Origin of the sequence: Urinicoccus massiliensis, assembly GCF_900120405.1 — a bacterium.
GTDB classification, from domain to species: Bacteria; Bacillota; Clostridia; order Tissierellales; family Peptoniphilaceae; genus Urinicoccus; species Urinicoccus massiliensis.
In genome coordinates this window covers 230,368-253,502 of sequence record NZ_LT635492.1, presented here as the reverse complement: position 1 = coordinate 253,502, position 23,135 = coordinate 230,368, and the positions used below count along the sequence as shown (strand labels likewise).

General features: G+C 38.9%; 20 protein-coding genes. All 20 read right to left on the bottom strand.

The window, feature by feature from the left end; all coding sequences use genetic code 11:
* Positions 1 to 4: 4 nt before the first annotated feature.
* A complete protein-coding gene (gene pgsA, locus BQ7400_RS01560; protein WP_072469228.1) occupies positions 5 to 550 on the bottom strand; it encodes a CDP-diacylglycerol--glycerol-3-phosphate 3-phosphatidyltransferase in 546 nt (181 codons plus the stop codon).
* A complete protein-coding gene (rimO, locus tag BQ7400_RS01555; protein ID WP_083553233.1) occupies positions 547 to 1,857 on the bottom strand; it encodes a 30S ribosomal protein S12 methylthiotransferase RimO in 1,311 nt (436 codons plus the stop codon). The genes pgsA and rimO overlap by 4 nt, the downstream gene beginning before the upstream one ends.
* Positions 1,847 to 4,093 carry an FtsK/SpoIIIE family DNA translocase gene (locus tag BQ7400_RS01550; RefSeq protein WP_072469227.1) on the bottom strand — a complete coding sequence of 749 codons (2,247 nt, stop codon included), beginning with the start codon at positions 4,091 to 4,093 and terminating at the stop codon, positions 1,847 to 1,849. The genes rimO and BQ7400_RS01550 overlap by 11 nt, the downstream gene beginning before the upstream one ends.
* Positions 4,094 to 4,144: 51 nt before the next feature.
* Complete coding sequence (dut, locus tag BQ7400_RS01545) at positions 4,145 to 4,576, bottom strand: dUTP diphosphatase (protein ID WP_072469226.1); 432 nt, start codon at positions 4,574 to 4,576, stop codon at positions 4,145 to 4,147.
* A 51-nt stretch (positions 4,577 to 4,627) separates the two neighbouring features.
* On the bottom strand, positions 4,628 to 6,727 hold the full coding sequence (locus BQ7400_RS01540) for a polyribonucleotide nucleotidyltransferase (RefSeq protein WP_072469225.1): 2,100 nt from the start codon (positions 6,725 to 6,727) through the stop codon (positions 4,628 to 4,630).
* A gap of 46 nt (positions 6,728 to 6,773) precedes the next feature.
* Positions 6,774 to 7,040, bottom strand: a complete 267-nt coding sequence (gene rpsO / locus BQ7400_RS01535; protein ID WP_072469224.1) for a 30S ribosomal protein S15 — start codon at positions 7,038 to 7,040, stop codon at positions 6,774 to 6,776.
* A gap of 108 nt (positions 7,041 to 7,148) precedes the next feature.
* Positions 7,149 to 8,060, bottom strand: a complete 912-nt coding sequence (locus BQ7400_RS01530; RefSeq protein ID WP_072469223.1) for a bifunctional riboflavin kinase/FAD synthetase — start codon at positions 8,058 to 8,060, stop codon at positions 7,149 to 7,151.
* Between the two features lie 12 nt (positions 8,061 to 8,072).
* On the bottom strand, positions 8,073 to 8,945 hold the full coding sequence (gene truB / locus BQ7400_RS01525; RefSeq protein WP_180371936.1) for a tRNA pseudouridine(55) synthase TruB: 873 nt from the start codon (positions 8,943 to 8,945) through the stop codon (positions 8,073 to 8,075).
* Entirely contained in the window at positions 8,914 to 9,891 is a 978-nt protein-coding gene (locus BQ7400_RS01520) for a DHH family phosphoesterase (RefSeq protein ID WP_072469222.1), read from the bottom strand. Before BQ7400_RS01520 ends, truB begins: the two co-directional genes overlap by 32 nt.
* On the bottom strand, positions 9,875 to 10,231 hold the full coding sequence (gene rbfA / locus BQ7400_RS01515; RefSeq protein ID WP_072469221.1) for a 30S ribosome-binding factor RbfA: 357 nt from the start codon (positions 10,229 to 10,231) through the stop codon (positions 9,875 to 9,877). The genes BQ7400_RS01520 and rbfA overlap by 17 nt, the downstream gene beginning before the upstream one ends.
* 1 nt (position 10,232) lies before the next feature.
* Positions 10,233 to 12,581, bottom strand: coding sequence for a translation initiation factor IF-2 (gene infB / locus BQ7400_RS01510; RefSeq protein WP_072469220.1), 2,349 nt, complete (start codon positions 12,579 to 12,581; stop codon positions 10,233 to 10,235).
* Between the two features lie 27 nt (positions 12,582 to 12,608).
* On the bottom strand, positions 12,609 to 12,875 hold the full coding sequence (gene rnpM / locus BQ7400_RS01505) for an RNase P modulator RnpM (protein WP_034438554.1): 267 nt from the start codon (positions 12,873 to 12,875) through the stop codon (positions 12,609 to 12,611).
* 34 nt (positions 12,876 to 12,909) lie between these two features.
* Entirely contained in the window at positions 12,910 to 14,163 is a 1,254-nt protein-coding gene (gene nusA, locus BQ7400_RS01500; protein WP_034438557.1) for a transcription termination factor NusA, read from the bottom strand.
* Between the two features lie 8 nt (positions 14,164 to 14,171).
* Complete coding sequence (locus BQ7400_RS01495; protein ID WP_072469219.1) at positions 14,172 to 14,630, bottom strand: ribosome maturation factor RimP; 459 nt, start codon at positions 14,628 to 14,630, stop codon at positions 14,172 to 14,174.
* A 94-nt stretch (positions 14,631 to 14,724) separates the two neighbouring features.
* Positions 14,725 to 18,981, bottom strand: coding sequence for a PolC-type DNA polymerase III (locus BQ7400_RS01490; protein ID WP_072469218.1), 4,257 nt, complete (start codon positions 18,979 to 18,981; stop codon positions 14,725 to 14,727).
* A gap of 1 nt (position 18,982) precedes the next feature.
* Positions 18,983 to 20,029 (bottom strand): flavodoxin-dependent (E)-4-hydroxy-3-methylbut-2-enyl-diphosphate synthase, encoded by a 1,047-nt coding sequence (gene ispG / locus BQ7400_RS01485; RefSeq protein WP_072469217.1) that lies wholly within the window; start codon positions 20,027 to 20,029, stop codon positions 18,983 to 18,985.
* 15 nt (positions 20,030 to 20,044) lie between these two features.
* Positions 20,045 to 21,037, bottom strand: a complete 993-nt coding sequence (gene rseP, locus BQ7400_RS01480) for an RIP metalloprotease RseP (RefSeq protein WP_072469216.1) — start codon at positions 21,035 to 21,037, stop codon at positions 20,045 to 20,047.
* 12 nt (positions 21,038 to 21,049) lie between these two features.
* The gene (locus BQ7400_RS01475) at positions 21,050 to 21,823 is read right to left on the bottom strand and encodes a phosphatidate cytidylyltransferase (RefSeq protein WP_072469215.1); all 774 of its coding nucleotides are present in this window, start codon (positions 21,821 to 21,823) and stop codon (positions 21,050 to 21,052) included.
* Entirely contained in the window at positions 21,816 to 22,529 is a 714-nt protein-coding gene (gene uppS / locus BQ7400_RS01470; RefSeq protein ID WP_072469214.1) for a polyprenyl diphosphate synthase, read from the bottom strand. The genes BQ7400_RS01475 and uppS overlap by 8 nt, the downstream gene beginning before the upstream one ends.
* A gap of 40 nt (positions 22,530 to 22,569) precedes the next feature.
* Complete coding sequence (gene frr, locus BQ7400_RS01465; protein WP_034438570.1) at positions 22,570 to 23,127, bottom strand: ribosome recycling factor; 558 nt, start codon at positions 23,125 to 23,127, stop codon at positions 22,570 to 22,572.
* Between the last annotated feature and the right edge of the window lie 8 nt (positions 23,128 to 23,135).

The window sequence follows — 23,135 nt, the reverse complement described above, 5'->3', positions numbered from 1 at the left end:
TCACCTATATATTGCTTAAATCGAAAACTTTAATGTTTTTAGCTATATATTCAATTCCGGATAATACCGTGAAAAAGACGGAAATATAAAATAAAATTTTCCCCAAACTAAGCATCCAAGCTATAGATAGGGGCAAGGCAAATAGAATAATTGTGAGAGAAACCAGTTGAAAAATTGTTTTTATTTTCCCTAAAGTCCCTGCTGCTATAGTAATTTGCTCACTGGCAGCCACTACACGAAGTCCAGTAATGGCAAATTCTCGAAAAATTACGATAATAACAAGCCAGCCTTTAATGACACCTAATTCTACCAATAAAATCATAGCTGCTGACGTTAATATCTTATCCGCCAGGGGGTCTAAGAACTTGCCGAAGGTTGTCACTAGGTTCCTGGATCTTGCCAGATGGCCATCCAGCATATCTGTTAAGGCTGCCCCTACAAAAATCAAGCTGCCAAGCAATTTGAGCCCCCTTGCTTCAGCTAGGACAAAAACAACAAAAAAAGGAACGAGTAAAATTCTTAATAGGGTTAATTTATTGGCGATATTCATAGGACAACTCCTTGTAGATCATATTCTGTAGAATCTGTAATTTCGGAAAGATAAAATTTTCCGATTTCTAACGGCTCTTGACTGGATAAGTATACTAGGCCATCTACATCCGGTGCATCCATATAGGATCTTCCTAAATAGAGGCCTTTTTCTAACCTATCCTCTACTAAAATATCCAGCTTGGAAGAAATTTTCTCTCTGAGCTTTTCTTCCGATATCTTTTGTTGCTTCATCATAAGTTTATTATAGCGATCGATTTTTAAGCTTTCACTTACTTGACCATCCATGCTGTAGGCCCTTGTATTTTCTTCCTTAGAATAAGTGAAGACTCCTAGACGGTCGAACTTAACCCTTTCAATAAAGGAAAGTAGTTCTTGAAAGTCTTCTTCCTCTTCCCCAGGAAAGCCTACAATGAAGGTTGACCGAAGGACTAAATTTTTTATCTTTTTCCTAAGTTTCGTGATTAATTTAAGAATATCTTCTTGCCTGGATGTCCGATTCATTCTTTCCAAAACTCTATCGGATGCATGTTGAAGAGGCATGTCGATATAGGGAATTAGGTTGTTGTCCCCGGCCATAAGGTCAATCAACTCATCTGTAAAGTGGTCTGGATAAGCATATAGGAGGCGAATCCATTTAATCTGTCTTATCTTTACTAGCTCTTTTAACAAGGCAGCCAAGGAATACTCTTTATATAAATCAATCCCATAATCTGTTGTGTTTTGAGCCACTAAAATAACTTCTTCTGTACCAGCTTCTGCTAATCTTTTTACCTCATCCACAATGTCTTCAATTTTTCTAGACCGATTATTTCCCCTTAAATAGGGAATAATACAGTAACTACATCGGTTGTTGCAACCTTCTGAAATTTTAACATAGGCCGTTTTAGTTCCCTCTATTCGTCTGGAATTTTCAATATAGTCCATAGACACGGTCTCTGTTAAAGACCTAGCGTCATCCGACTGAATATAGCTGGCAATATCCTGTATATAGCCCGGCCCTAATATCCCATCAATTTCCGGAATTTCGGCACGCAACTCATCTGGATACCGTTGAGCCAGACATCCTGTTAAGTAGAGTTTCTGCAACCTACCGTGCTTTTTATACTGGGCCAGGTTTAAAATCCAATCAATAGATTCTTCTTTTGCCGACTCAATGAAACCACAGGTGTTGACAAATATAGCATCTGCTTGATCAGGTTTAGAAACTATTTCATACTTGTTTTTTTCCAATATGCCTTCCATAACCTGGGTATCCACATCATTTTTGGCACACCCCAGGGTATGGAAATATATTTTATTGATCAATCTGTAAAAACTCCTTTATTTCTTCTTCACTCATGGCCAACTTCCTGGGTTTTGTCCCTTCGTGAGGGCCTATAATTCCCTGTTCTTCCATCATGTCAATAATTCGGGCAGCTCTTGAATAGCCAATCTTTAATTTCCTTTGAAGATAGGAGATACTGGCCTGCCCATCATTCAATACATATTCAACTGCCTGGACATAAAGATCATCTTGATTCTCTACGCTAGTGTTAATTGTTTTTTCAATGGCCTCAACGGCTTCTTGGTCATAATCTTTCCCTGAGCTATCTCGGATAAAACTAATAACCGCCTCTACTTCTTTGTCGCTAATGAAAGCCCCTTGCAGTCTCCGAGGTTTACTATAAAAGCTAGGATAGAAAAGCATATCCCCTTGTCCCAATAAGGCCTCGGCTCCATTAGAATCAAGAATTGTTCTAGAGTCTACACCTGATGAAACAGCAAAGGCAATCCTTGAAGGAATATTTGCCTTAATCGTCCCTGTAATAACATCTACAGAGGGCCTTTGGGTTGCCAAAATCATATGAATTCCTGCCGCCCTGGCCATTTGGGCCAGTCGGGCAATATAATCTTCAATCTCATTGGCTGCCACCATCATTAAGTCAGCCAACTCATCTACAATAACAATAATTTTAGGCATAATTTCAGATAGCCTGTTTTCTTCTTGCATTTTTAAATTGTAAGACTTCATATCACGAGCTTTTTCCTGGGCAAAGAGCTTATATCTTTTTTCCATTTCATCTACAGCCCACTTTAAGGCAAAGGCGGCTTTTTTAGGGTCTGTTACCACCGGAATCAGTAGATGTGGAATTCCATTATATACACTCAATTCTACAACCTTGGGGTCAATTAAGATCAGCTTTACTTCATCTGGCCTAGACCGATATAAAATACTGGTAATAATAGTATTAATACAGACGCTTTTCCCTGACCCTGTTGCTCCTGCAATAAGGAGGTGGGGCATTTTATCAATAGAAGAAACGACAATTTCTCCACTTACATCCTTTCCTAAGGCCAAGGGAGTAGTTGTAGACTTTTTAAAGCCAGGACTATCCAGAATCTCACTGAAAGATACACTGTCCTTTTCTTCATTGGGCACCTCTATACCCACTGCAGACTTGCCTGGAATAGGAGCTTCGATACGAATATCCGAAGAAGCTAAGGCTAGGGCCAAGTTGTCCTGTAGGCTAACAATTTTATTGAGCTTCACCCCCGGCGCAATCTGTAATTCATAACAGGTAATTACCGGCCCCCGATTAATAGCCACAACCTGGCATTCAATGTTAAATTCATTCATGGTTTCTTCAATGACTTGGGCCTGGTGTCGCATGGCATTTTGACCAATCCCCTTACTTTTCTTGGGGGGATTCAAAAGACTTTTTGGGGGAAAGGTGTACTGGGTCATCGTCTCATTCAAGGCCACTTCTTTTTCAAAATCTTTGATTTCACTTTTTGTCAAAGGACTGACCTTCTGTACAACTTCCTCTTCTTCTTTTTTTGCATAATCATTAATTTCTAATTCTGTATCCCTTTTTAACGTAAACTCTTTCTTTTCAGGTTCTATTTTAGCTTGCTTTTTAATCTTATTTGCTTTTATCTTGTCTCTTTTCTCTTTTTCTTTTTTCCTTATGGCCCTGTCTTGATTCCTTTGATCACTTTTTAGTTTAAGATAAGTAAAGAGGCTTTTCAGAGAAAACGGCAAGAAATAAAGGAAAAGAACAATAAAAACGATACTTAAGACAATAGCTGTTCCTGTGCTGCCAAAAATTTTATAGAAGAAAGAACCAAAAAATACACCAATTAATCCACCATAGATCGGTGCGCTTTGACCTAAAATAAATTGTGCTTTTTCCAGCATTGAAAATGTGCTAACATCCTTGGCTTCATAATAAATTAAAAGGGACATAATGAACCAAGAAATCAAGAGAATTAATCTTCGCTTGGAAAAGCCGTATTCATTAATAGCTAACATAAGCCCAATGACTCCAAGATAAATGGCTAGAAGGGCTCGGCCTCTCCCTCCTAAAACAATTAGGATTCGATTCAAAATATCGCCAAAAATCCCCATATTTTCACTAAAAAGACTAATGATGCTCAAGATTGACAGCACAATTAGAAATAGACCTAGCATCTCAAGGTCTGATTTAGTAAAAGAAAAATCTACTTGTCTATTCTTTTTATTTTTCCTTTTTGGAGCCTTTTTATTGCTTTTCCTTGCCATAATTTCATCCTCACAAAATTTCTAAAATTATTATAACACAAACACATGTTTTTATACACCTGTATGTCCGAATCCACCTTCTCCTCTTTCGCTGTCTGAAAGTTCTTTGACTTCTATAAAATCAGCTTGTTCAATTTTCATTATAACCATTTGAGCTATACGGTCCCCATCTTCAATGACCAGATCTTCTCTACCCAGGTTCACCACAATAACTTTTAATTCTCCCCGATAGTCTGAATCAATTGTTCCAATTCCATTAGGCAGGCTCAAACCTTTTTTTAGGGCTAAACCTGACCTGGCCCGTACTTGTGCCTCATACCCTTGGGGTATTTCAACATATAAGCCTGTGGGAATTAAGGCCCGATCTAATGACTTTAAACAAACTGCTTTATCAAGATTTGCATGTAAATCAACGCCGCTGGCCCCCTTGGTCTTATAGGTCGGCAGGGGGTGTTTAGATTTATTTAAAATCTTAATTTCCATTTTATCTCTCCTTAAAAAAGCATGAACCAAGGGTTCATGCTTTATCAATCTTTATTGGTGCTCGCTTTGATCCTCAGAATCCTTGAGTAACTCTTTTCGACTTAAACTTATTTTCCCTTGTTGATCAATGCCTATGACCTTGACTTCTACTTCTTGGCCTTCTTTTAATACATCTTCCACATTTTTCACATGGTCTTTGGATATGTTGGAAATGTGGAGGAGACCTTCACGGCCCTTTAAAACTTCTACAAAGGCACCAAATTTAACAATTTTTTTGACCTTGCCCTTGTAGGTTTCGCCCACTTCAACATCTTTGACAATTTCTTCTATCCGGCTAATGGCTGCTAGGGCACAGTCTTTATCTTGGCTTAGGATGGAAACTCTTCCGTCATCCTCAATGTCAATTTTAACATTGGTTTCCTCAATAATACTGTTGATCACCTTACCACCAGACCCTATAACTTCACCAATTTTCTCAGGCTTAATCTTAATTGTATAAATCAAGGGTGCATAGGGAGAAAGGTCCTCTCTTGGTTTATCTATTGTATTTGTTAAGGTCTCAAGAATGGTCATTCTTGCTTTTTTTGCCTTTAATAGGGCTTCCTCTAAGATTTCTTTATTGATTCCATCAATTTTTATATCCATTTGCAAGGCAGTGATTCCTTCTTTTGTTCCTGCCACTTTAAAATCCATATCTCCAAGGTGATCTTCCAAGCCTTGAATATCTGTTAAGATTTTTACGTCTTGCCCTTCCTTAATGAGTCCCATGGCAATCCCTGCAACAGGCGCCTTAATGGGAACCCCTGCATCCATAAGGGAGAGAGTAGACCCGCAAATACTTGCTTGTGAAGATGATCCATTGGAACTTAAAACTTCACTCACAACCCGGATAGTATAAGGAAATTCATCTTCTGTAGGTAGAACAGGAATTAGGGCTCTTTCTGCCAAGGCTCCATGGCCAATTTCCCTTCGTCCAGGACTCCGCATGGGTCTTGTATCCCCTACACAGTAGGGTGGGAAATTATAATGGTGGATATAACGTTTTGGCGTATCATCCCCCAGACCATCAATAATTTGAACTTCAGAAAGTCCTGCTAGAGTTGCCACAGATAGGACTTGAGTTTGGCCTCTTTTGAATAAACCTGAACCATGAGTTCTTGGAAGGATACCAACTTCAGCACTTAAGGGTCTAATTTCATCCATGGCTCGGTCATCCGGCCGTCTGTCATTTAAAATTCCTACCCTAACTTCTTTTCGGATAATCTCATCAATGACTTCGTTGATGTCTTTTTCATATTCTTCCAGGTCATCCTTAAATTCTTCGTATATTTTTTCTTTGGCAGCTTCTTGGGCTTCTTCTCTTTCTGTTTTTGTCTTTTGGTGGATAGCATCCGTCAAAAGCTCATTTGCAAAATTATAAACTTTATTATAGATTTCTTGGTTGGGTTCAGCCACAGTATAGGTCATTTTTTCTTGACCAAACTCTGCTATAATGCCCTCAATAAATTGGCAGATTTTTTTAATTTCTTCATGGGCAAATAAAATAGCCCCCAACATTTCATCTTCACTGACAATATCGGATCCTGCTTCTACCATCATAATGGCATCCTTGGTTCCGGATACCGTTAAGTCAATTTTTGACTTGGCCCTTTGTTCAACATCTGGGTTAATAATATAGTTTCCGTCAATATAGCCAACATGAACAGAAGCTGTCGGTCCATTGAAGGGAATGTTCGAAATGGACAGGGCAATGGATGAACCAATCATAGCAGCTATTTCTGGCGGACAGTCTTGTTCTACAGAAAATACTGTTGCTATCACTTGTACGCTGTTTCGAAATCCTTCTGGAAACAAGGGTCGAATAGGGCGGTCAATGAGCCTAGCTGTTAGAGTGGCCTTTTCACTAGGTCTTCCCTCTCTTTTTATAAAGCCTCCTGGTAATTTTCCCACAGCATACATTTTTTCTTCATAATCAACACTTAATGGGAAGAAGTCAATCCCATCTTTTGCTTCTTTTGATGCTGTAGCTGTAACCAAAACTACTGTATCCCCATAGTAGATGAAACATTCCCCATTGGCTTGTTCAGCTACCTTTCCAATAACAACTTTGAATGGGCGACCAGCCAAGTTATACTCAAATGTTTTTTCCATTCTTACCTCCTTTGTATAAAATAAAAGAGCGGATTCCCCGCTCTTACTAACCTCTGATATTTAATCTTTCAATTAATGAACGATATCTTTCAATATCTTTCTTTTGTAAGTATCTTAAAAGATTTCTACGTGTACCAACCATCTTCAACAGACCTCTGCGTGAGTGGTGGTCTTTTTTATGATCTTTTAAATGTTCATTTAGGCTATTGATTCTATGTGTTAAAATAGCAATTTGAACTTCTGGTGAACCAGTATCCTTTTCAGATAACTTGTAATCATTAATAATTTTTTCTTTTACTTCTTTTGAAATCATAATTTCCTCCTAAAATTTTTATCCACCACAACTGAGTAGACGTCGAGGATCGTTTTACCTAGTTGTGGAACATATTGATTTTACCATAGATAGAGAATTTTTACAAGCTTATTTTCTAGCTCGGACCCGGTTGGTGTCCTTCTCGATTTGTTTAAATAGTTCATCTACATTTTTAAAGCTTTTCTCTTTTCTCAAAAAAGTTAAAAATTGTAAGTCCACTTCTTGATTATAAATATCTTGGTCAAAATCTAGGATATGGGCTTCGATTTTTAAACCCGATTCTTTTAAGGTGGGATTGGTTCCAACGCTAGTCGCAGCCTTGTATAAATGTCCATTTACCAAGACATTGGTATCATAAACTCCATATTTAGGAACAACATAGTGGGCCAGGGGCTGTAGATTAGCTGTTGGATATCCCATTTTCTTGCCAAGACTCTTCCCATGAACCACTCGTCCCTGGATGGTAAAGGGTCTTCCTAGCAAAGCGTTAGCCAGGCCCATCTTTCCCTTTTGAATTCCATCTCGAATTCGAGTGCTGGAAATAATATTTTTTTTCTTTTTAATAGCTTCAACAACCTTTACATCCAGGCCCAAATCTTCTGCATATGCAAGAAGTAGGTCTATATTTCCCTTGGCCTTGTAGCCAAAGCGGTAGTCATAACCTACAACAATCGCCCTGGCCTTTAAGTGTTTAGCTAAAAATTCATTGACAAAATATTCCGGACTCATCTTCATGATTTCAGAAAATTCAATTTCTACAACAAGCTCTATTCCTAGCTTTTCTAGAAGATCTAATTTTTGCCTGCGACTCATTAAAAGATTTTGCTCTGTATGAAGGAGGGCTTTTTTTGTGTGTTCAGTAAACATCAACACGCTTGCTGTTAGCTTTTTTTTCTTGGCAATTTTTATAGCCTGCCGGATAAGCTCTTGGTGGGCTAAATGAATCCCATCAAAATTCCCCAAAGCAACAACAATTTCCTTATCTATTTTATCTTGTGGATGTATTTGTATAATCTCCATGAAACCTCCAGTTTACACTTCCAGTAGGCACTTATTTATACGAATGAATCCGGGGTAGGGAGAAATCCCAATTCCAACAAATTGATTCTTGCAATAAACCTTAAATTCTTTATCCAGGGACTGGGAACAGGGAACGGATTGACCAAACATCAGGGCATTAAAATAGTCCTCTTGTACTTCTATTTTTTGTAAGTCCAGGCCTTGATCCATGGGAATTAAATCCCCGGCACTTAATTTTCCTTCTTTCAAATCTGAGATACTGTGACATTGGTCTAGGCTAAAATTGCCAACTTGCACCCTGTTTAAGTCAACCAGCGTAGCCAAACTTTTTAATTCCCTGGCCAGGTCATCTACTAAAGACCGGATATAGGTTCCACTGGAGCAAGACACCCGAAAGGATATCTGGTCCCCAGATAGGTCTAATAAATCGAAAGAATAAATTTCAACTTGTCTTGTTTTTCTTTCGACCTCCTGCCCCTGCCTGGCATATTCGTAAAGCTTTTTCCCTTTTATTTTAATGGCAGAATACATGGGTGGAACTTGGTCTATTGTCCCTGTAAAAAGTTTCATGGCTTCTAAAAGGTTTTTTTCGGTAAAAATTTTATTGGGAGATACTTCTAAGATTTCTCCATCTGCATCCAAGGTGTCTGTTCGATAGCCAAACTGCATGGTGCCTTCATAAACCTTGTCTTGCCCCATTAGATAGTTTGATATCTTAGTTGCTTTCCCAACTAAGATAGGCAAAACTCCCCTAGCCATAGGGTCCAGGGTGCCTGTGTGACCAATTTTTTTCAGGCCTAAATGCTTACGACATAGAGCTACGACATCGTGACTTGTAAATCCCTTGTCTTTATTAATTAATAGAATTCCCTGCATTGATTTCATCATTTACCGCCTTTAAAATCGCTTCTTGACATTGGTCTAAATTCCCATTAAAACTTGCTCCAGCAGCGCGTTTATGGCCCCCTCCACCAAATTTCATAGCAATTTTACTGGCATCGATATCGCCCTTACTCCTCATGCTAATCTTACTACCAGACCGCTTACTATCTTTTAAGAAAATGGCCAAGTCCACTCCGTCAATATCCCGAATAAATTCGACAATTCCATCTGTATCTGAGTGTTCCGCTTTGACATTGTTAAGGTCATCTAAAGAAATCCGGGTTAAGGCTATTTTCCCATCCTCTAAAATCTTTAAATTTTCCATGGCCCTCATAAGCAGGTTGGTTTTGGCCAAAGACCTTCTTTGATAGAGGTTGATTGTAATTTCATTCAAGTCGATGTGGTGACTTAAAAGATCTGCTGCAATCTCATGGGTCCTGGGACTGGTTGAGTCATATTTAAAGGATCCTGTGTCACTGGATATGGCTGTGTATAAACAAGTAGCAACTTGTTTATCTATAGGAAGCTCCATAGCACTTAAGAGTTCATATAACAATTCTCCTGTGCTTGAAATTATTTCGATAAAGTTCAAGTCTCCATAGCCTTGATTGGTTAGGTGGTGGTCAATAACAACCCTTGTTTTCGCACCTTCAAAGAGTTTGCCCACTCTTTCTCCCAAGCGTCCTTGGTCAGCACAATCTAAGGCGAAAAATAAATCATGGACCTTCCCTGGTTCTATTTCCGAGCTTTCCTTTACCCCCGGTAAAAATTGGTAAGACCTAGGAATCTTATCATCAATGTATAGGCAAACATCCTTGCCAAACAATTCCAAAGACCTTTTTAAGGCACAAATGGAACCTAGGTTATCCCCATCCGGGTCAATGTGTGAAGCTACACCAATCGATGTAGCTTCTAAAATTTCTTTCTTTAATTCATTCATTTTTTCCATGGTTTACCTCTTGGATTAGTTCAAACATTTCGATGGATTTTTCAATAGAGGTATCATTGTAAAAAATTAATTCCGGAATAGCTCTTAACTTTGTTTGCCTTCCCAATTCTTTTTTGATGAATCCCTTGGCACTTTGAATCCCCTCTAGAGTCTCTTTTTGTTGGTCTGGAGTACCTAGAGTTGAAATCCCAATTCTCGCCTGAGATAGGTCTCCCGCCAGGTCAACTTGGTTGACACTGACAATAGAATGGACTCGTGGATCCTTAAGCTTATTTTGTATGATATCGGATAGCTCCCTTTTAATTTCTTCTGTAATGCGATTTAAACGCTTTTCTTTCATATTATAACTCTTTCTTAATTTCTTTTAAGATATAACATTCCAAAACATCGCCTTCTTTGATATCATTGAAGTTTTCTATACCCAATCCACCTTCAAAGCCTGTTGCTATTTCCTTGGCGTCGTCTTTGAATCTTTTCAGGGATGCAATATCTCCTTCATGGATGACTATGTCATCCCTTAGGATCTTCACACGACCGTTGCGAACCATCTTGCCCTTTACTACATAAATTCCCGCAACAATAATGCGGCCTGGAAGTTTAAAGGTTTGACGAACTTCTGCCCTACCAGTTATCTCTTCCACAATGTCTGGATCCAACATACCGCTTACAGCTGCCTTGACGTCGTTGATAATATCATAAATAACCCGGTAAGTTCTTACATCAACTTCCTCTTCTTTTGCCAGGTCTAAGGCATTGATATTGGGCCTTACATTAAAGCCTATAACCAAGGCGTTGGATGCACTGGCTAGGTTAATATCCCCCTCATTAATTCCACCGGCTCCTTGGTGGATAATATTAATCTTAACTTCTTCGTTGGATAATTTTAATAAGGATTGACAAACTGCTTCCACAGACCCTTTAACGTCTGCCTTAACAATAATATTCAGATCCTTAAGTTCACCCTCTTTAATCCGGTCAAAAAGATTGTCTAAGGAAACTTTATTGGAGGCAGAAAGTTTTTCTTCCCGATTTTGGGCAATATTCTTTTCAGCAATTTCCCTTGCAAGCTTGTCATCTTCCACTGCATAAATTTGGTCCCCAGCATTAGGAACTTCATTTAAGCCCAGTACAACTACCGGAGTAGATGGGCCTGCTTTTTTAACATTTCGATGCTTATCATCTAGCATGGCTCGAATCCGACCATGAGCCTGTCCTGAAACAATGCTGTCGCCAAAACGTAGGGTCCCCTTTTGGACCAAAATAGTGGCCATGGGGCCCTTCCCCTTATCCAATTGAGCTTCTACGACTGTGCCTACGGCCTTACGGTTTGGATTTGCCTTTAACTCTTGCATTTCCGCAACTAAAAGAATCATTTCAAGTAACTCTTGAATCCCTTCCTTGGTTTTGGAGCTAACGGGAACCATAATGGTGTCTCCGCCCCAAGCCTCTGGAATTAACTCATATTCAGATAATTCTTGGTAGACTCTTTCCGGATTGGCTGTATCCTTATCGATTTTTGTAACAGCTACTATAATCGGTACATTGGCAGCCCTAGCATGGTTAATCGCTTCTACTGTTTGAGGCATAACCCCATCATCAGCGGCTACTACTAAAATAGCAATATCTGTTGATTGAGCTCCTCTTAACCGCATGGCAGTAAAGGCTTCGTGGCCTGGAGTATCTAAGAAAGTTACCTTTTTATTGCCTACATTAACCATATAGGCACCAATATGTTGGGTAATTCCACCTGCTTCACCTTCAGTAACCCGGCTTTTCTTAATGACATCCAACAGGGAAGTCTTACCATGGTCAACGTGTCCCATAACCGTTACAACAGGAGGTCTTGACTTTAAGAAGTTTGGATTGTCCTCATAGTCTAAATTATAACTTTCTTCGATGCTTTCAGCTTCTTCCGGTTCTTCAATTGTAATTTCTTTGCCCAGCTCATCGCCTAGTAAGATAACTAAATCTTCATCTAAAGATTCGTTTTGAGTCATCATGAGTCCAAGACCCATAAGTTTTGTAATTACTTGAGCTACTGGTGTTTTGATTTCCTCAGCAAAGTCTTTTACTGAAATTGGTGCTTGAATTTTAATTTCCGTATTTTCCTTTTCTCTCAATTCTTTTTCTTTTTGTTTTTGTTTTTCTCTAGCAGTTTTCCCGGTTTTATGGGGTCTTCTTTTTTTGCGACGTTGGTCGTTTACATTATTCGTCTCTCCAGTAGCTTGCTTGCCATTGTTTCCTGCTTTTTTATGCGCTTGGTTTGTTGCTTTATCTTGCTTTTTATTGTCTACTGGCTTATTTTTTTTAGCTTCATTTTGTTGGTGGGGCTTTTGTGGAGACTTTTTAGACTCCTTTTTCTTACCATCACCTGAAGTTTTGTCGTCTAGATCCCTTTGTTTTTTTGGCGTGTTTTGATGATGGGAGGACTTTTCTTTGTTCTTTTTTGGTTGATCAATAGTTTTTTTTGCCTGACCGTCTTTAGCCGAAGTCTTTTTACCTTGAGTCGACTTAGACTTAGTCGGTTGTTTTTCCGATTTTATTGCCTTCTTTACCTTGCTTACTTCTTCTTCATCTAAAGAACTTAAATTACTCTTTGCTTGTATATTTATCTTTTCAAGTACCTTCAACAAGTCTGAACTACTGATACCCAATTCTTTTGCCAATGCATGAACTCTAATTTTCGCCATTGGACGCACCTCCTTTAAACTAGGACATTACTCTTTCATTGAATCCTCCAACTCGTGTAATATTTCTTCTGGCACTTCAATCTTTAAAGACCGATTCAGAGCCTTTGAACGAATTGCTTTCTCTAAACAATTAATGTCATTACACAAATACGCTCCCCTACCATTGCTCTTATTGCTTTTATCTACAAAGATTTCTCCGGTATTGGTTTTAACAATGCGTATTAATTCTTTCTTTTCTTTATTTTCATGACAACCGATGCATTGTCGCATGGGTGTTTTTTTTAACTTTGCCATGATCCTCCCTAAACATTACCAATTTGTCATTTTCTTATTCATCTTCTGAATCAATGGTTTGGTCTTCATCCTCTTCCATTTCTTCTGTGGCATCCTCGACTTCCAAGTTTGAGTCATCTTCTAAGTCTGTCTCTAGGTTATCTTCCTGGTCTTCTTGGTCAAGGTCTTCAAGGAATTCATCGATCTTACTTGCTTCTGCAAATTGTTGTTTCAATTCTTCCTTTGTCAGATTTTCTTCTTCTAAAAAGTCTGCAAATTGACTTTCAGACTTTATATCAATTTTCCAATTCGTCAACTTGGCTGCTAGGCGGGCATTTTGTCCTTCTTTGCCAATGGCCAAGCTAAGTTGATAGTCTGGAACCACAACCAAGGCTTCTTTTTCTCGTTCTTTGATAAAAACTTCTACAACCTTGGATGGACTTAAGGCGTTGGCAATAAATTCTGCAATATCTTTTTCGTAAATCACAATGTCTATTTTTTCATTATAAAGTTGGTCGACAATAGCCTTGACGCGGTTTCCTTTAAAGCCAACACATGCTCCTAGGGGGTCAATAGAAGGATCCTTTGAAAAGACTGCAATTTTAGTCCTAGATCCCGCTTCTCTAGCGATGGAATAAATTTCAACAACTCCATCAAGGATTTCTGGCACTTCCATTTCAAACAAACGCTTAATTAGGTTTGGATGAGATCTTGATAGGATGACTTGTGGCCCCTTGGGTGTCCGACGAACTTCTAATAGTAATAGTTTAAATCTTTCCCCTTGGCCATAGTGCTCTCCCGGAATTTGCTCTTGAAAAGGCAGGAGGGCTTCTGTTTTCCCAAGGTCAAAAAATACATTCCGATTGCTGACCCGACGCACCTCTCCGGTTATAATTTCATTTTCCCTATCGGTATAGTCTTCAAAAATAACATCTCTTTCAGCATCCTTAATTCTTTGGATGACTACTTGCTTAGCTGTTTGCGCCGCAATTCGACCAAAGTTTTCAGGTTCCAACCGTATACGAACTGTATCTCCGAGTTGGTAGCTGGCATTAATGGCTTGAGCATCTGAAAGTGTGATCTCCAGGTTACTGTCTGTAAGGTCTTCGTTTCCCACAACTTCTTTTAAAGCATAAAGGGCAACATCCCCTGTCTCCCGATTCATTTCCACATCTACATTTTGTGCAGATCCGAAGTTTTTCTTATAACTTGAAATCATTGCAGATTCCAGGGCTTCAAAAATAATCTCTTTGTCTACGCCCTTTTCTCTTTCTATTTCTCCAAGCGCTAAAATAAATTCTTGATTCATTATACCTCCTAAAACTCAATCACTTGTCGCATCAAGGATATGGCTTCTCTGGGAATTTTTTCCTCAGAAGAATCTGTGCGAATAACCACTTCTTCCTTGGAATAATCTAGGATTTCCCCGATAAAGTCTTTTTTACTATTAATTTTTTTGTAGAGCTTTACTTCTACCTTCTTGCCTAAATTTCGTCTAAGATCATCATCTGTTTTTATGGGCCGATCCAAACCGGGAGATGCAACTTCAATGAAATAAGTACCGTCACTAATGTTTAATTCTTCTACTTTCTTGTCGTAGGCCCGGCTGAATTCAACACAATGGTCTAGGCTTGTCCCCTGAGCATTATAAATAATTACTTCAATATGGAGCCCATCATCAGACTTTGTGCAGTTTAACTCAACCAGCTCATCATCCATTTCCAAGGCGGTCTTTTCTGCTAGTTCTTCCAGTTTTTTGACAATTGAATGTTCCATACTCCTCCCTTCGTAAAAAAACTAGAGTGGGTGCCCACTCTAGTTACAATCCTACCTATTTCTTATTACAAGTATACCACAAATACAAATATATTTAAAGTGTAAATATACTTAATTGGTCACTATCGGGCAATTTGTCTAAGCAGTGATTTTCTTTTAAAAGTTCAACAACGGTCTTTGACGCCTTTGTCCGATTGGTGAAGTCTTCAATGGAAATAAATTCACTGACTTCCCTTTGTTCTACAATTTGCTCAGCGACGGCTTGACCCAGGCCTGCTATTGCCTGTAAGGGGAGTAAAATACCCTGGTCTTTTACTGTGAAATTGCTGGCCATGGATTGGTATAAGTCAACATTGTAAAATTTATATCCCCGACTAAGCATTTCTAGGGCCACTTCTAAAACAGTTTGTTCATTCTTTTCCTTGGTCGTAAGTTTTGTCTCTTTTTGGGCAAATTTCAGCTGGTCTAGCCGGTCTTGTACTGCTTGTGCCCCTTTAAGGCAAACCTCGGAATTAAAGTCTGCTACTTTTTGCGAAAAGTAACTGGCATAAAAGGCCTCGGGATAGTTGATCTTATAGTAGGCTATTCGAAAACTCATCATGACATAGGCCACGGCATGAGCCTTGGGGAACATATACTTAATCTTTTCACAAGAGTTGATATACCATTTTGGAAGGGGAAGTTTTAGCATCTTCTCATAGTATTTATCCGGAATTCCCTTTCCCTTTCTTACTTTTTCCATGACATCAAAAGCCATCTTATTGTCCGCTCCGGCGTTCATTAAATAAACCATGATATCTTCTCGGGTAGAAATGACCTCACTTAATGTCGCCTGGTTGTTTTCTACTAGACTTTGGGCATTCCCAATCCAAACATCTGTCCCATGAGACAACCCACTAATTCGAACCAATTCAGAAAAGTTTTTGGGTTTGGTGTCTACTAGCATCTTACGAACAAATTCTGTCCCAAATTCAGGAATCCCTAGAGTTCCTGTAGAGCATTGGAAAATAGATTCATCGCAATTTAGGGCCTCTGTAGATCGAAAAAGAGAAAGAACCTCTTCATCGTCCAGACGAATTTCACTAGACATAAAGCCAGTGTAATCTTCCAACATCTTGATAATGGTGGGGGTATCGTGGCCTAAAATATCCAGCTTTAAAATATTCTCACTGATAGCGTGATATTCAAAGTGGGTTGTAATTCGGCCGGAAGACTTGTCATTGGCCGGATATTGGATGGGAGTAAAATCATGGATATCCATATTTTTAGGACAAATCATAATCCCACCAGGATGTTGGCCACTGGTTCTTTTTACCCCTACGCAGCCACTAACTAAACGATTAATTTCCGCTCTAGGAGTTTGTTCTTCTCTGTCTTCAATAAAGTGTTTAACAAATCCATAGGCTGTTTTATCTGCCAAAGTTCCTATGGTCCCAGCCCGAAAAACATAACCTTCCCCGAAAAGTTCTTCTACATACTTATGCGCCGTAGGTTGATATTCACCCGCAAAGTTTAAGTCAATATCCGGTTCCTTGTCTCCATAAAATCCCAAAAAAACTTCAAAGGGGATGTCATGGCCTTCTTTGACCATGGGAACATGGCAGTGGGGGCAATTTTTATCAGGTAAATCTACCCCTGATCCCCCTGTCTTATTGTCTGAAAATTCCGTGTGCTTACACTTTGGACAGACATAGTGGGCAGGTAGAGGATTTACTTCTGTAATCCCACTCATAGTCGCCACCAAAGAGGATCCTACAGACCCCCTTGAACCTACATAATAGCCATCTGAATTGGACTTGGCTACAAGCTCATGGGCAATCATGTACATAACGGCATAGCCATTGGATATAATGGAATTAAGCTCTTTTTCTAATCTTTTTTCTATAATCTCCGGCAAGGGGGTTCCATATTTTTCATGGGCATTGTCATAAGTCATCCTCTTTAAATTTTCTTCCGCTCCATCAATGGATGGGGGGTATTTCCCAGAAGGAATTGGATCAAACCTTTCGATTTGCTCGTGGATTTTTTGAGGATTTTCTATAACAATTTTTCTAGCCAAGTCTTCCCCTAAAAAGCTAAAGTCCTCCAGCATTTCATTTGTTGTTCTAAAATGGAGGGATTCATGAGGAATTTGGGAGGGCCGCTTGCTTGTATAGGTTCCCGCTATTAAAATTCTACGGAAAATATCATCTTCCGGCTCTAAATAGTGGACATCTCCTGTTGCAACAACGGGGATATTGACCCTTTCTCCAATGTCAACAATCATCTTAATCAAGCTTTTTAATTCTTCTACAGAAGAAATCATTCCAGATTGAATGAGCTTATGGTACTGGTCCAAGGGTTGAACTTCTAAATAGTCATAGAATTTTGCATGCTGACAAAGTTGGTCAAAATCCGACCCCTGAAGAATTTTTTCGAAAAATTCACTATTTTGACAGGCACTTCCCAGCAAAAGCCCTTCCCTCATTTCTAAGAGGTCTGATTTCAAGATTTTAGGTTCCCTGTAAAAAGTTTCAATGTGGGACTTAGATACCAGTAGGTATAGGTTCTTTAAGCCGATTTTATTCTTCGCCAAAAGAACAAGATGGCTGGGTCTCTCTTTTTTAAAATCTTGCTGGCTCTTGGCTCCTAAAAAATCTTGGATCGATTTTTTGCCGTCTTTTTCAGCCAGGACCATTAGCTTTATAAATAATTCAGCTGTAGCTTCCGCATCATGAACAGCCCTATGGGCATTTAGAAGTGAAATGCCCATTTTCTTACACAGGGTTCCCAACCTGTAATTTTTTGTTTTTAAAATATAATTTTTAGCCAGGGCCAGGGTATCCATATAGGCCCTTTGAAATTCGTATCCATTTCTTTCAAAAGACTTTGTCATAAAAGCCATATCAAAAGATGCATTGTGGGCTACCATAATGCAATTTTTTGTAAAGTCCAAGAAGTTTTGGGCAACTCCTTCAAAGCTAGGCTCATTGGCCACCATTTCATTACTTATTGAAGTTAATTCTACAACTCTTGGTGGAATGGGTTTTAAGGGGTTGATTAGTTGACTAAAGCGGTCAACCACCCTGCCATTTTTTACTTTTACAGCACCAATTTCTGTAATCCGGTCATGAATTGGAGAAAACCCTGTAGTTTCAACGTCGAAAACCACAAACTCTGGGTTTTCCCTATCGTAAAGTCCCTCTCCATGAAGTAGGAGAACCCCATCATCTACCAGGTTGGCTTCCATGCCATAAATTACGTGCATATCAAAGTCTTTGGCTGCCTGCATGGCCTCCGGATAGCTTTGAACCACAGCATGGTCTGTAATGGCAATGGCCGGATGCCCCCATTCAGCTGCTTGTTTAATAAATTCTTTGGCTGTATTCATCCCATCCATAGAGCTCATCTTCGTATGCAAGTGTAATTCAATACGCTTTTCTTCAGAACTATCTTGCCTTTGGATCTTGTCCTGTAACTCCAGGTGTTCCAATTTAATCACAGGCCCATGTTCAAAAGAATCCATTTCTAATTTTCCAGCAATGAGGACTGTACTACCCTTTTTTACATTCTCAAAGAATTCATCTTTTTTCTTTCCATCAGAAAAAAATGTTTTTGCAGTGTAGGAAGTTTTTTTATCTGTTAAAGAAAATTTGACAATATAGCTTTTTTTATTGTTTCGGCTAAACTCAATGCAGTCCAACTCAAAAACTTCCCCTTGCAAATAAAATCCCTTGCTATAAATATCAATTTCATCAAAGGACATTAAGGGGTAGGACCGCTTCTTTCCAATTTGGTAACCACCCTCTAAAGATTTGGCGATGGGTTGTTTTTTAGGGATAGGACAGTGGATTTGCGTCTCTTTGGCCATGGTGGATTCTGCTTTTTTCAAATCCTCAACATAGTCTTTCAGGTCTGGATTTTCTTCTGCTAAAACTAGGGAAAGTTTTTTCTTGTAAATCCTGGCAACTTCTTCCACTAAATCCTTAAAATATTGGCTCCTGCTATAATTTTCATATAGAACTTGGTTTGGAACCACAACCTCTATCAAATCATCTTTTTCAACCAGACCTTGGTCTCTCAACCAAGCACAAGATGAAGGTTCCTTGTCATAGATATAACTAAGGATATATTGTCTACAAGTTTCCTCTGAAGCTTCTTGAAGCCTTTGCCAAAGAACTTTGTGGTCTTGAAATTTCTTTTCAAGCCCTGTTTGACATTTTTTTAAAAGCTCTACATCCTCTTCTCCCTTAAAAAGAATTTCTAGCTTCTTTTGGTCTTCAAAATAATAGACCTTTTCAATTCTTATATCTACAGCTTTTTCTGTTGCTGGATCAAGTCCCAGTTTTTGGAATAATTCTAAAAGGTTCATTTTAATATCTTTCCATTTCTTCAAGTAAGGCCTTTAACAGGTTTTCTTCTTCTACTGTACGAATAATTTTCCCCTTACTAAAAATAATTCCCTTGCCCTTGCCTCCACTAATACCAAAATCAGCTTCCTTTGCCTCTCCTGGACCATTAACCGGGCAACCCATAATGGCTATCTTTAAAGGCTTCTTATAGCTTTTAAAGGCTTCTTGAGCCTCATTGACAAGGGGGATTAAGTTTATATCTGTTCGGGCACAGGTTGGGCAGGAAATAATTTCTACCCCTTCCTTTCTCAGCCCCAGGGTCCTGAGTAATATTTTTCCAGCTTCTACCTCTCTACAAGGATCGTCCGTTAAGGAAATTCGAATAGTATCCCCAATCCCATCATGCAAAAGAGATCCTATCCCTACAGAGGACTTAATCAAGCCCTGTTCCTTATTCCCTGCTTCGGTAATGCCTAGGTGCAAGGGGTAGTCAGTCATAGAAGCAAACTTTCGGTTCACTTCAATACTTTGATTTACATCTGAAGATTTTATGGAGACCTTAATATCTGAAAATCCCAGAGATTCCAAAACTCTTACTTCATCTAAGGCACTATAACATAAGGAGTCTACATTAACCCCATGGTATTTTTCAATATACTCTTGATGAACAGACCCAGAGTTGACACCAACCCGAATGGAGATTCCCGCCCCTTTGGCCGCATCTACAACTTCCTTAACCTTCCATTTTTCTCCAATATTCCCAGGATTAATCCGCAGGCCATCGGCACCATATTCAATGGCATAGAGAGCTAGCTGGTAATTAAATTGAATATCTGCAATGGTGGGAATATGAATTCGCTTTTTAATTTCAGGAATGGTCTTGGCGTCTTCCTCTGAATTAACGGCAAAGCGAACAATGTCACAGCCAGCTTCCTCCAAAGCTAAGATTTGCTTCACCGTTCCCTCCAAATCACTGGTCTTTGTGTTTGTCATGGATTGAATAGAAATAGGGGCATCACCACCAATGGCAACATCCCCTACAAAAATTTGTCTCGTTTTTCTACGCATAAATCCCCTCAACCTTTAAAAAATTCTCTTTAAATCACTAAAAATAGTTATATAAAGCATTAGGCCAAACAATAAGGCCATCCCCGCCATAGTAATTAAGGCTTCCTTGTTTCCATCAACGGGCTTGCCTCGAACTGCTTCAATCAAAAGAAAGACTAGCTTTCCTCCATCCAGGGCTGGAATCGGCAAAAGGTTAACTACTCCCAAATTTGCACTGATAATCCCTAGAATGTAAAGGAGAGACCCAATTCCCATGGAAGCTGATTGACCGATAACTTGGATCACTCCTACTGGTCCAGCCAACATTTGCGTTTGAAAGCTTCCGGAAAAAAGCATCTTAAATACACTAAAAATTCCTACAACGACTCCAAGGGTCATGGAAAAAGACCCCTTTAAAGCCTCTAAGGGATTGTGTTGATTTTGAAAAGTAATTCCTACAACTTGTCGGTTATTTTCTGTTTTGGTTTCCAGTTTGACCTTTCTTATTTGTCCATCCCGCTTATACGTTAAATCCACAGACGTGGCATGGGAAATTTTTTCTGTAACCTCCTTGCCAGATCCAACCTTAAAGCTGTTTACTTCAATAATTTGATCTCCAGGTTTTAGTCCTGCTTCTACTGCTGGATATTTATCCATGGTTTGTCCAATAATATTGGTGGGCGTTCCCATAAGAAGTAAGGCTAGAAAAAAAGCAACCAGGGCCAGGACAAAATTCATAGCAGCCCCAGCCACAACGACCATAGCCCTCGATAGGATTGGAGCCTTCTCAAAACTTCTTGGATCTTGAGACTCCCCATTTTCTCCTTCCATGGCGCAATAGCCACCTATAGGCAAGGCCCGCAAGGAATACATTGTTTCACCTTTTTTCTTTTGGTAAATTTTTGGTCCCATGCCTACAGAGAATTCATTAACCCGAATCCCAACTTTTTTTGCGACAAAAAAATGTCCAAATTCATGCAATAATACGACTAATAAAAATACAACAATTGAACCAATTAATGTTGCCATATTCACTCCCAACTATTTAATCATCACTTGCACAAAAATTGAAATGAGTGCAATAACAGGAATACTCGAATCAAACCGGTCTAAAAAGCCCCCATGCCCCGGCAGTATTTTCCCGTAGTCTTTAATCCCTGTTATCCTCTTTATTTTTGAAGCAAACAAGTCTCCAAACTGAGAAACTACCGAAGCCATTAGGGTAAGAAGAACCAGGGTCAAATTATAGTTTACATTGACGTATTGAAAATAGACCCAACTTAAGACAAGAGCTCCAAGAATTCCACCCAGGGCTCCCTCAATAGATTTCTTGGGACTTAATTTAGGAATCAACTTGTGCTTGCCAAACAACATTCCAGTTAAATAAGCAAAGGTATCTGTTCCAAAGGCCAATATCCAAATCCAATACATCCATATAGTGTGGTCCAGATGAGCTAATTGAAAAATACTAAAAGGAATATAGGTTACAACTAGACTATATAGACCCAAATCCGCCAGTTTAACTTTATCCAGCAAGACAAAGACAATAATCAAAATAAATAAAATTGATAAAAACCCTAAGGCCAAATTATTGTAGACGGAAATTGCCAAAAAAAGAATCATATTAAATAGGGCAAGCAGGGGAAAAGATAGGTCAATCTCTATATTTTTCAGACTATTTCGAATCTCCCAAAGCATGCCTAAAGACAGGACAAATAAAGCTGCCTTTAATAGGTAACCCCCTTGAGTCAAGATCAAGGCGAAAATAATGATTCCTATAACTGCTGTAATTGTTCTTTTTATAAAATTAGACATTTATTCCTCCAAATCGTCTCTGTCTTTTGGAATATTCATCTAAGGCTTCCATATACTTTTCCTTGGTGAAATCCGGCCATAAAATATCTGAAAACCAAAACTCTGCATAGGCACATTGGTACAATAAAAAGTTGCTTATCCGATACTCGCCACTTGGTCTAATTAAAAAGTCGACCATGTCTTGACCCTTAGTATCTAAATGGTTTTCAAAATCCTCTTGACTGATTGTAAGGGGGTCTTTCCCCTGGTCAATAAAGTCCTCCAGTGTCTTTTTCATGGCTCGGAAAATTTCATCTTGGCTCCCATAATTTAACCCGATATTTAATATCATTTTATCATTATTTTCTGTTTTCAACAACGCCAAGTTTACTTCTTCCTGGAGTGATTTTGACAGCTTAGACAAATCTCCAAGTATATTCAAGCGGATACCATTATCTTTCAAGTCATCAGAGTTATTTTTTAAATAGTACTCCAATAACTTCATAATGTTCTTAACCTCTTTTTCAGGTCTTTTCCAGTTTTCTGTTGAAAAAGCAAACAAGGATAAACTTTTTATTCCTAGATTCCCACTGGTCTCAATGATTTCCTTTACCCTAGATGCCCCAGCCTTGTGTCCTGCTGTCCTGGGTAAATTTCTTTTTTTTGCCCAGCGACCATTCCCATCCATGATAATCGCAACGTGTTTTGGTAAGTTCAAAAGCTCCATAAAATCTCCTTAATATAAAAAACTCCCTTAAGGGAGTTTCTTATATTTCCAACAATTCTTTTTCTTTTCTCTCCACTACAGCATCAATTTCTTTAATATACTTGTCTGTAAGGTCTTGAATCTCTTTTTCTGCGACTTTTAATTCATCTTCGGAAATTTCCTTATCTTTTTCCATTTTTTTCACAGAATCAACCATTTCACGTCTTATGTTTCGAATCGCGATTTTGGAATCTTCTCCATCTTTTTTCACAACCTTGATTAAGTCTTTTCTTCTTTCCTCAGTCAGTTGTGGAATCACCAATCGAACAATTTTGCCATCATTGGAGGGGTTTAAGCCAAGATCGCTTTTTAAAATTGCCTTTTCAATTTCTGGTATTGCATTTGCATCCCAAGGTTGAATGGCTAAGAGTCTTGGTTCTGGTGCTGATATTCCAGCCATTTGGTTTAATGGTGTACTTTGTCCATAATAGTCAACGTGAATACGGTCCAATAAGCTTGGATTGGCCCGTCCAGCTCGAATGGATTGCAGGTCTTCCTCTAAGACTTGGATTGTCTTTTTCATGCGACCAGTAGCATCATTTTTTATATCAGAAATCATAAGAATCT

Coding starts and splice junctions, on each gene's coding strand:
- uppS (WP_072469214.1), bottom strand. CDS start 22,529: ATGGAGCTTTTGAACTTACCAAAACACGTTGCGATTATCATGGATGGG.
- truB (WP_180371936.1), bottom strand. CDS start 8,945: ATGAAATCAATGCAGGGAATTCTATTAATTAATAAAGACAAGGGATTT.
- BQ7400_RS01495 (WP_072469219.1), bottom strand. CDS start 14,630: ATGGAACATTCAATTGTCAAAAAACTGGAAGAACTAGCAGAAAAGACC.
- nusA (WP_034438557.1), bottom strand. CDS start 14,163: ATGAATCAAGAATTTATTTTAGCGCTTGGAGAAATAGAAAGAGAAAAG.
- rnpM (WP_034438554.1), bottom strand. CDS start 12,875: ATGGCAAAGTTAAAAAAAACACCCATGCGACAATGCATCGGTTGTCAT.
- BQ7400_RS01550 (WP_072469227.1), bottom strand. CDS start 4,093: ATGGCAAGGAAAAGCAATAAAAAGGCTCCAAAAAGGAAAAATAAAAAG.
- rpsO (WP_072469224.1), bottom strand. CDS start 7,040: ATGATTTCAAAAGAAGTAAAAGAAAAAATTATTAATGATTACAAGTTA.
- rbfA (WP_072469221.1), bottom strand. CDS start 10,231: ATGAAAGAAAAGCGTTTAAATCGCATTACAGAAGAAATTAAAAGGGAG.
- BQ7400_RS01490 (WP_072469218.1), bottom strand. CDS start 18,981: ATGAACCTTTTAGAATTATTCCAAAAACTGGGACTTGATCCAGCAACA.
- pgsA (WP_072469228.1), bottom strand. CDS start 550: ATGAATATCGCCAATAAATTAACCCTATTAAGAATTTTACTCGTTCCT.
- infB (WP_072469220.1), bottom strand. CDS start 12,581: ATGGCGAAAATTAGAGTTCATGCATTGGCAAAAGAATTGGGTATCAGT.
- BQ7400_RS01520 (WP_072469222.1), bottom strand. CDS start 9,891: ATGGAAAAAATGAATGAATTAAAGAAAGAAATTTTAGAAGCTACATCG.
- ispG (WP_072469217.1), bottom strand. CDS start 20,029: ATGCGTAGAAAAACGAGACAAATTTTTGTAGGGGATGTTGCCATTGGT.
- rseP (WP_072469216.1), bottom strand. CDS start 21,037: ATGGCAACATTAATTGGTTCAATTGTTGTATTTTTATTAGTCGTATTA.
- frr (WP_034438570.1), bottom strand. CDS start 23,127: ATGATTTCTGATATAAAAAATGATGCTACTGGTCGCATGAAAAAGACA.
- BQ7400_RS01540 (WP_072469225.1), bottom strand. CDS start 6,727: ATGGAAAAAACATTTGAGTATAACTTGGCTGGTCGCCCATTCAAAGTT.
- BQ7400_RS01530 (WP_072469223.1), bottom strand. CDS start 8,060: ATGGAGATTATACAAATACATCCACAAGATAAAATAGATAAGGAAATT.
- dut (WP_072469226.1), bottom strand. CDS start 4,576: ATGGAAATTAAGATTTTAAATAAATCTAAACACCCCCTGCCGACCTAT.
- BQ7400_RS01475 (WP_072469215.1), bottom strand. CDS start 21,823: ATGTCTAATTTTATAAAAAGAACAATTACAGCAGTTATAGGAATCATT.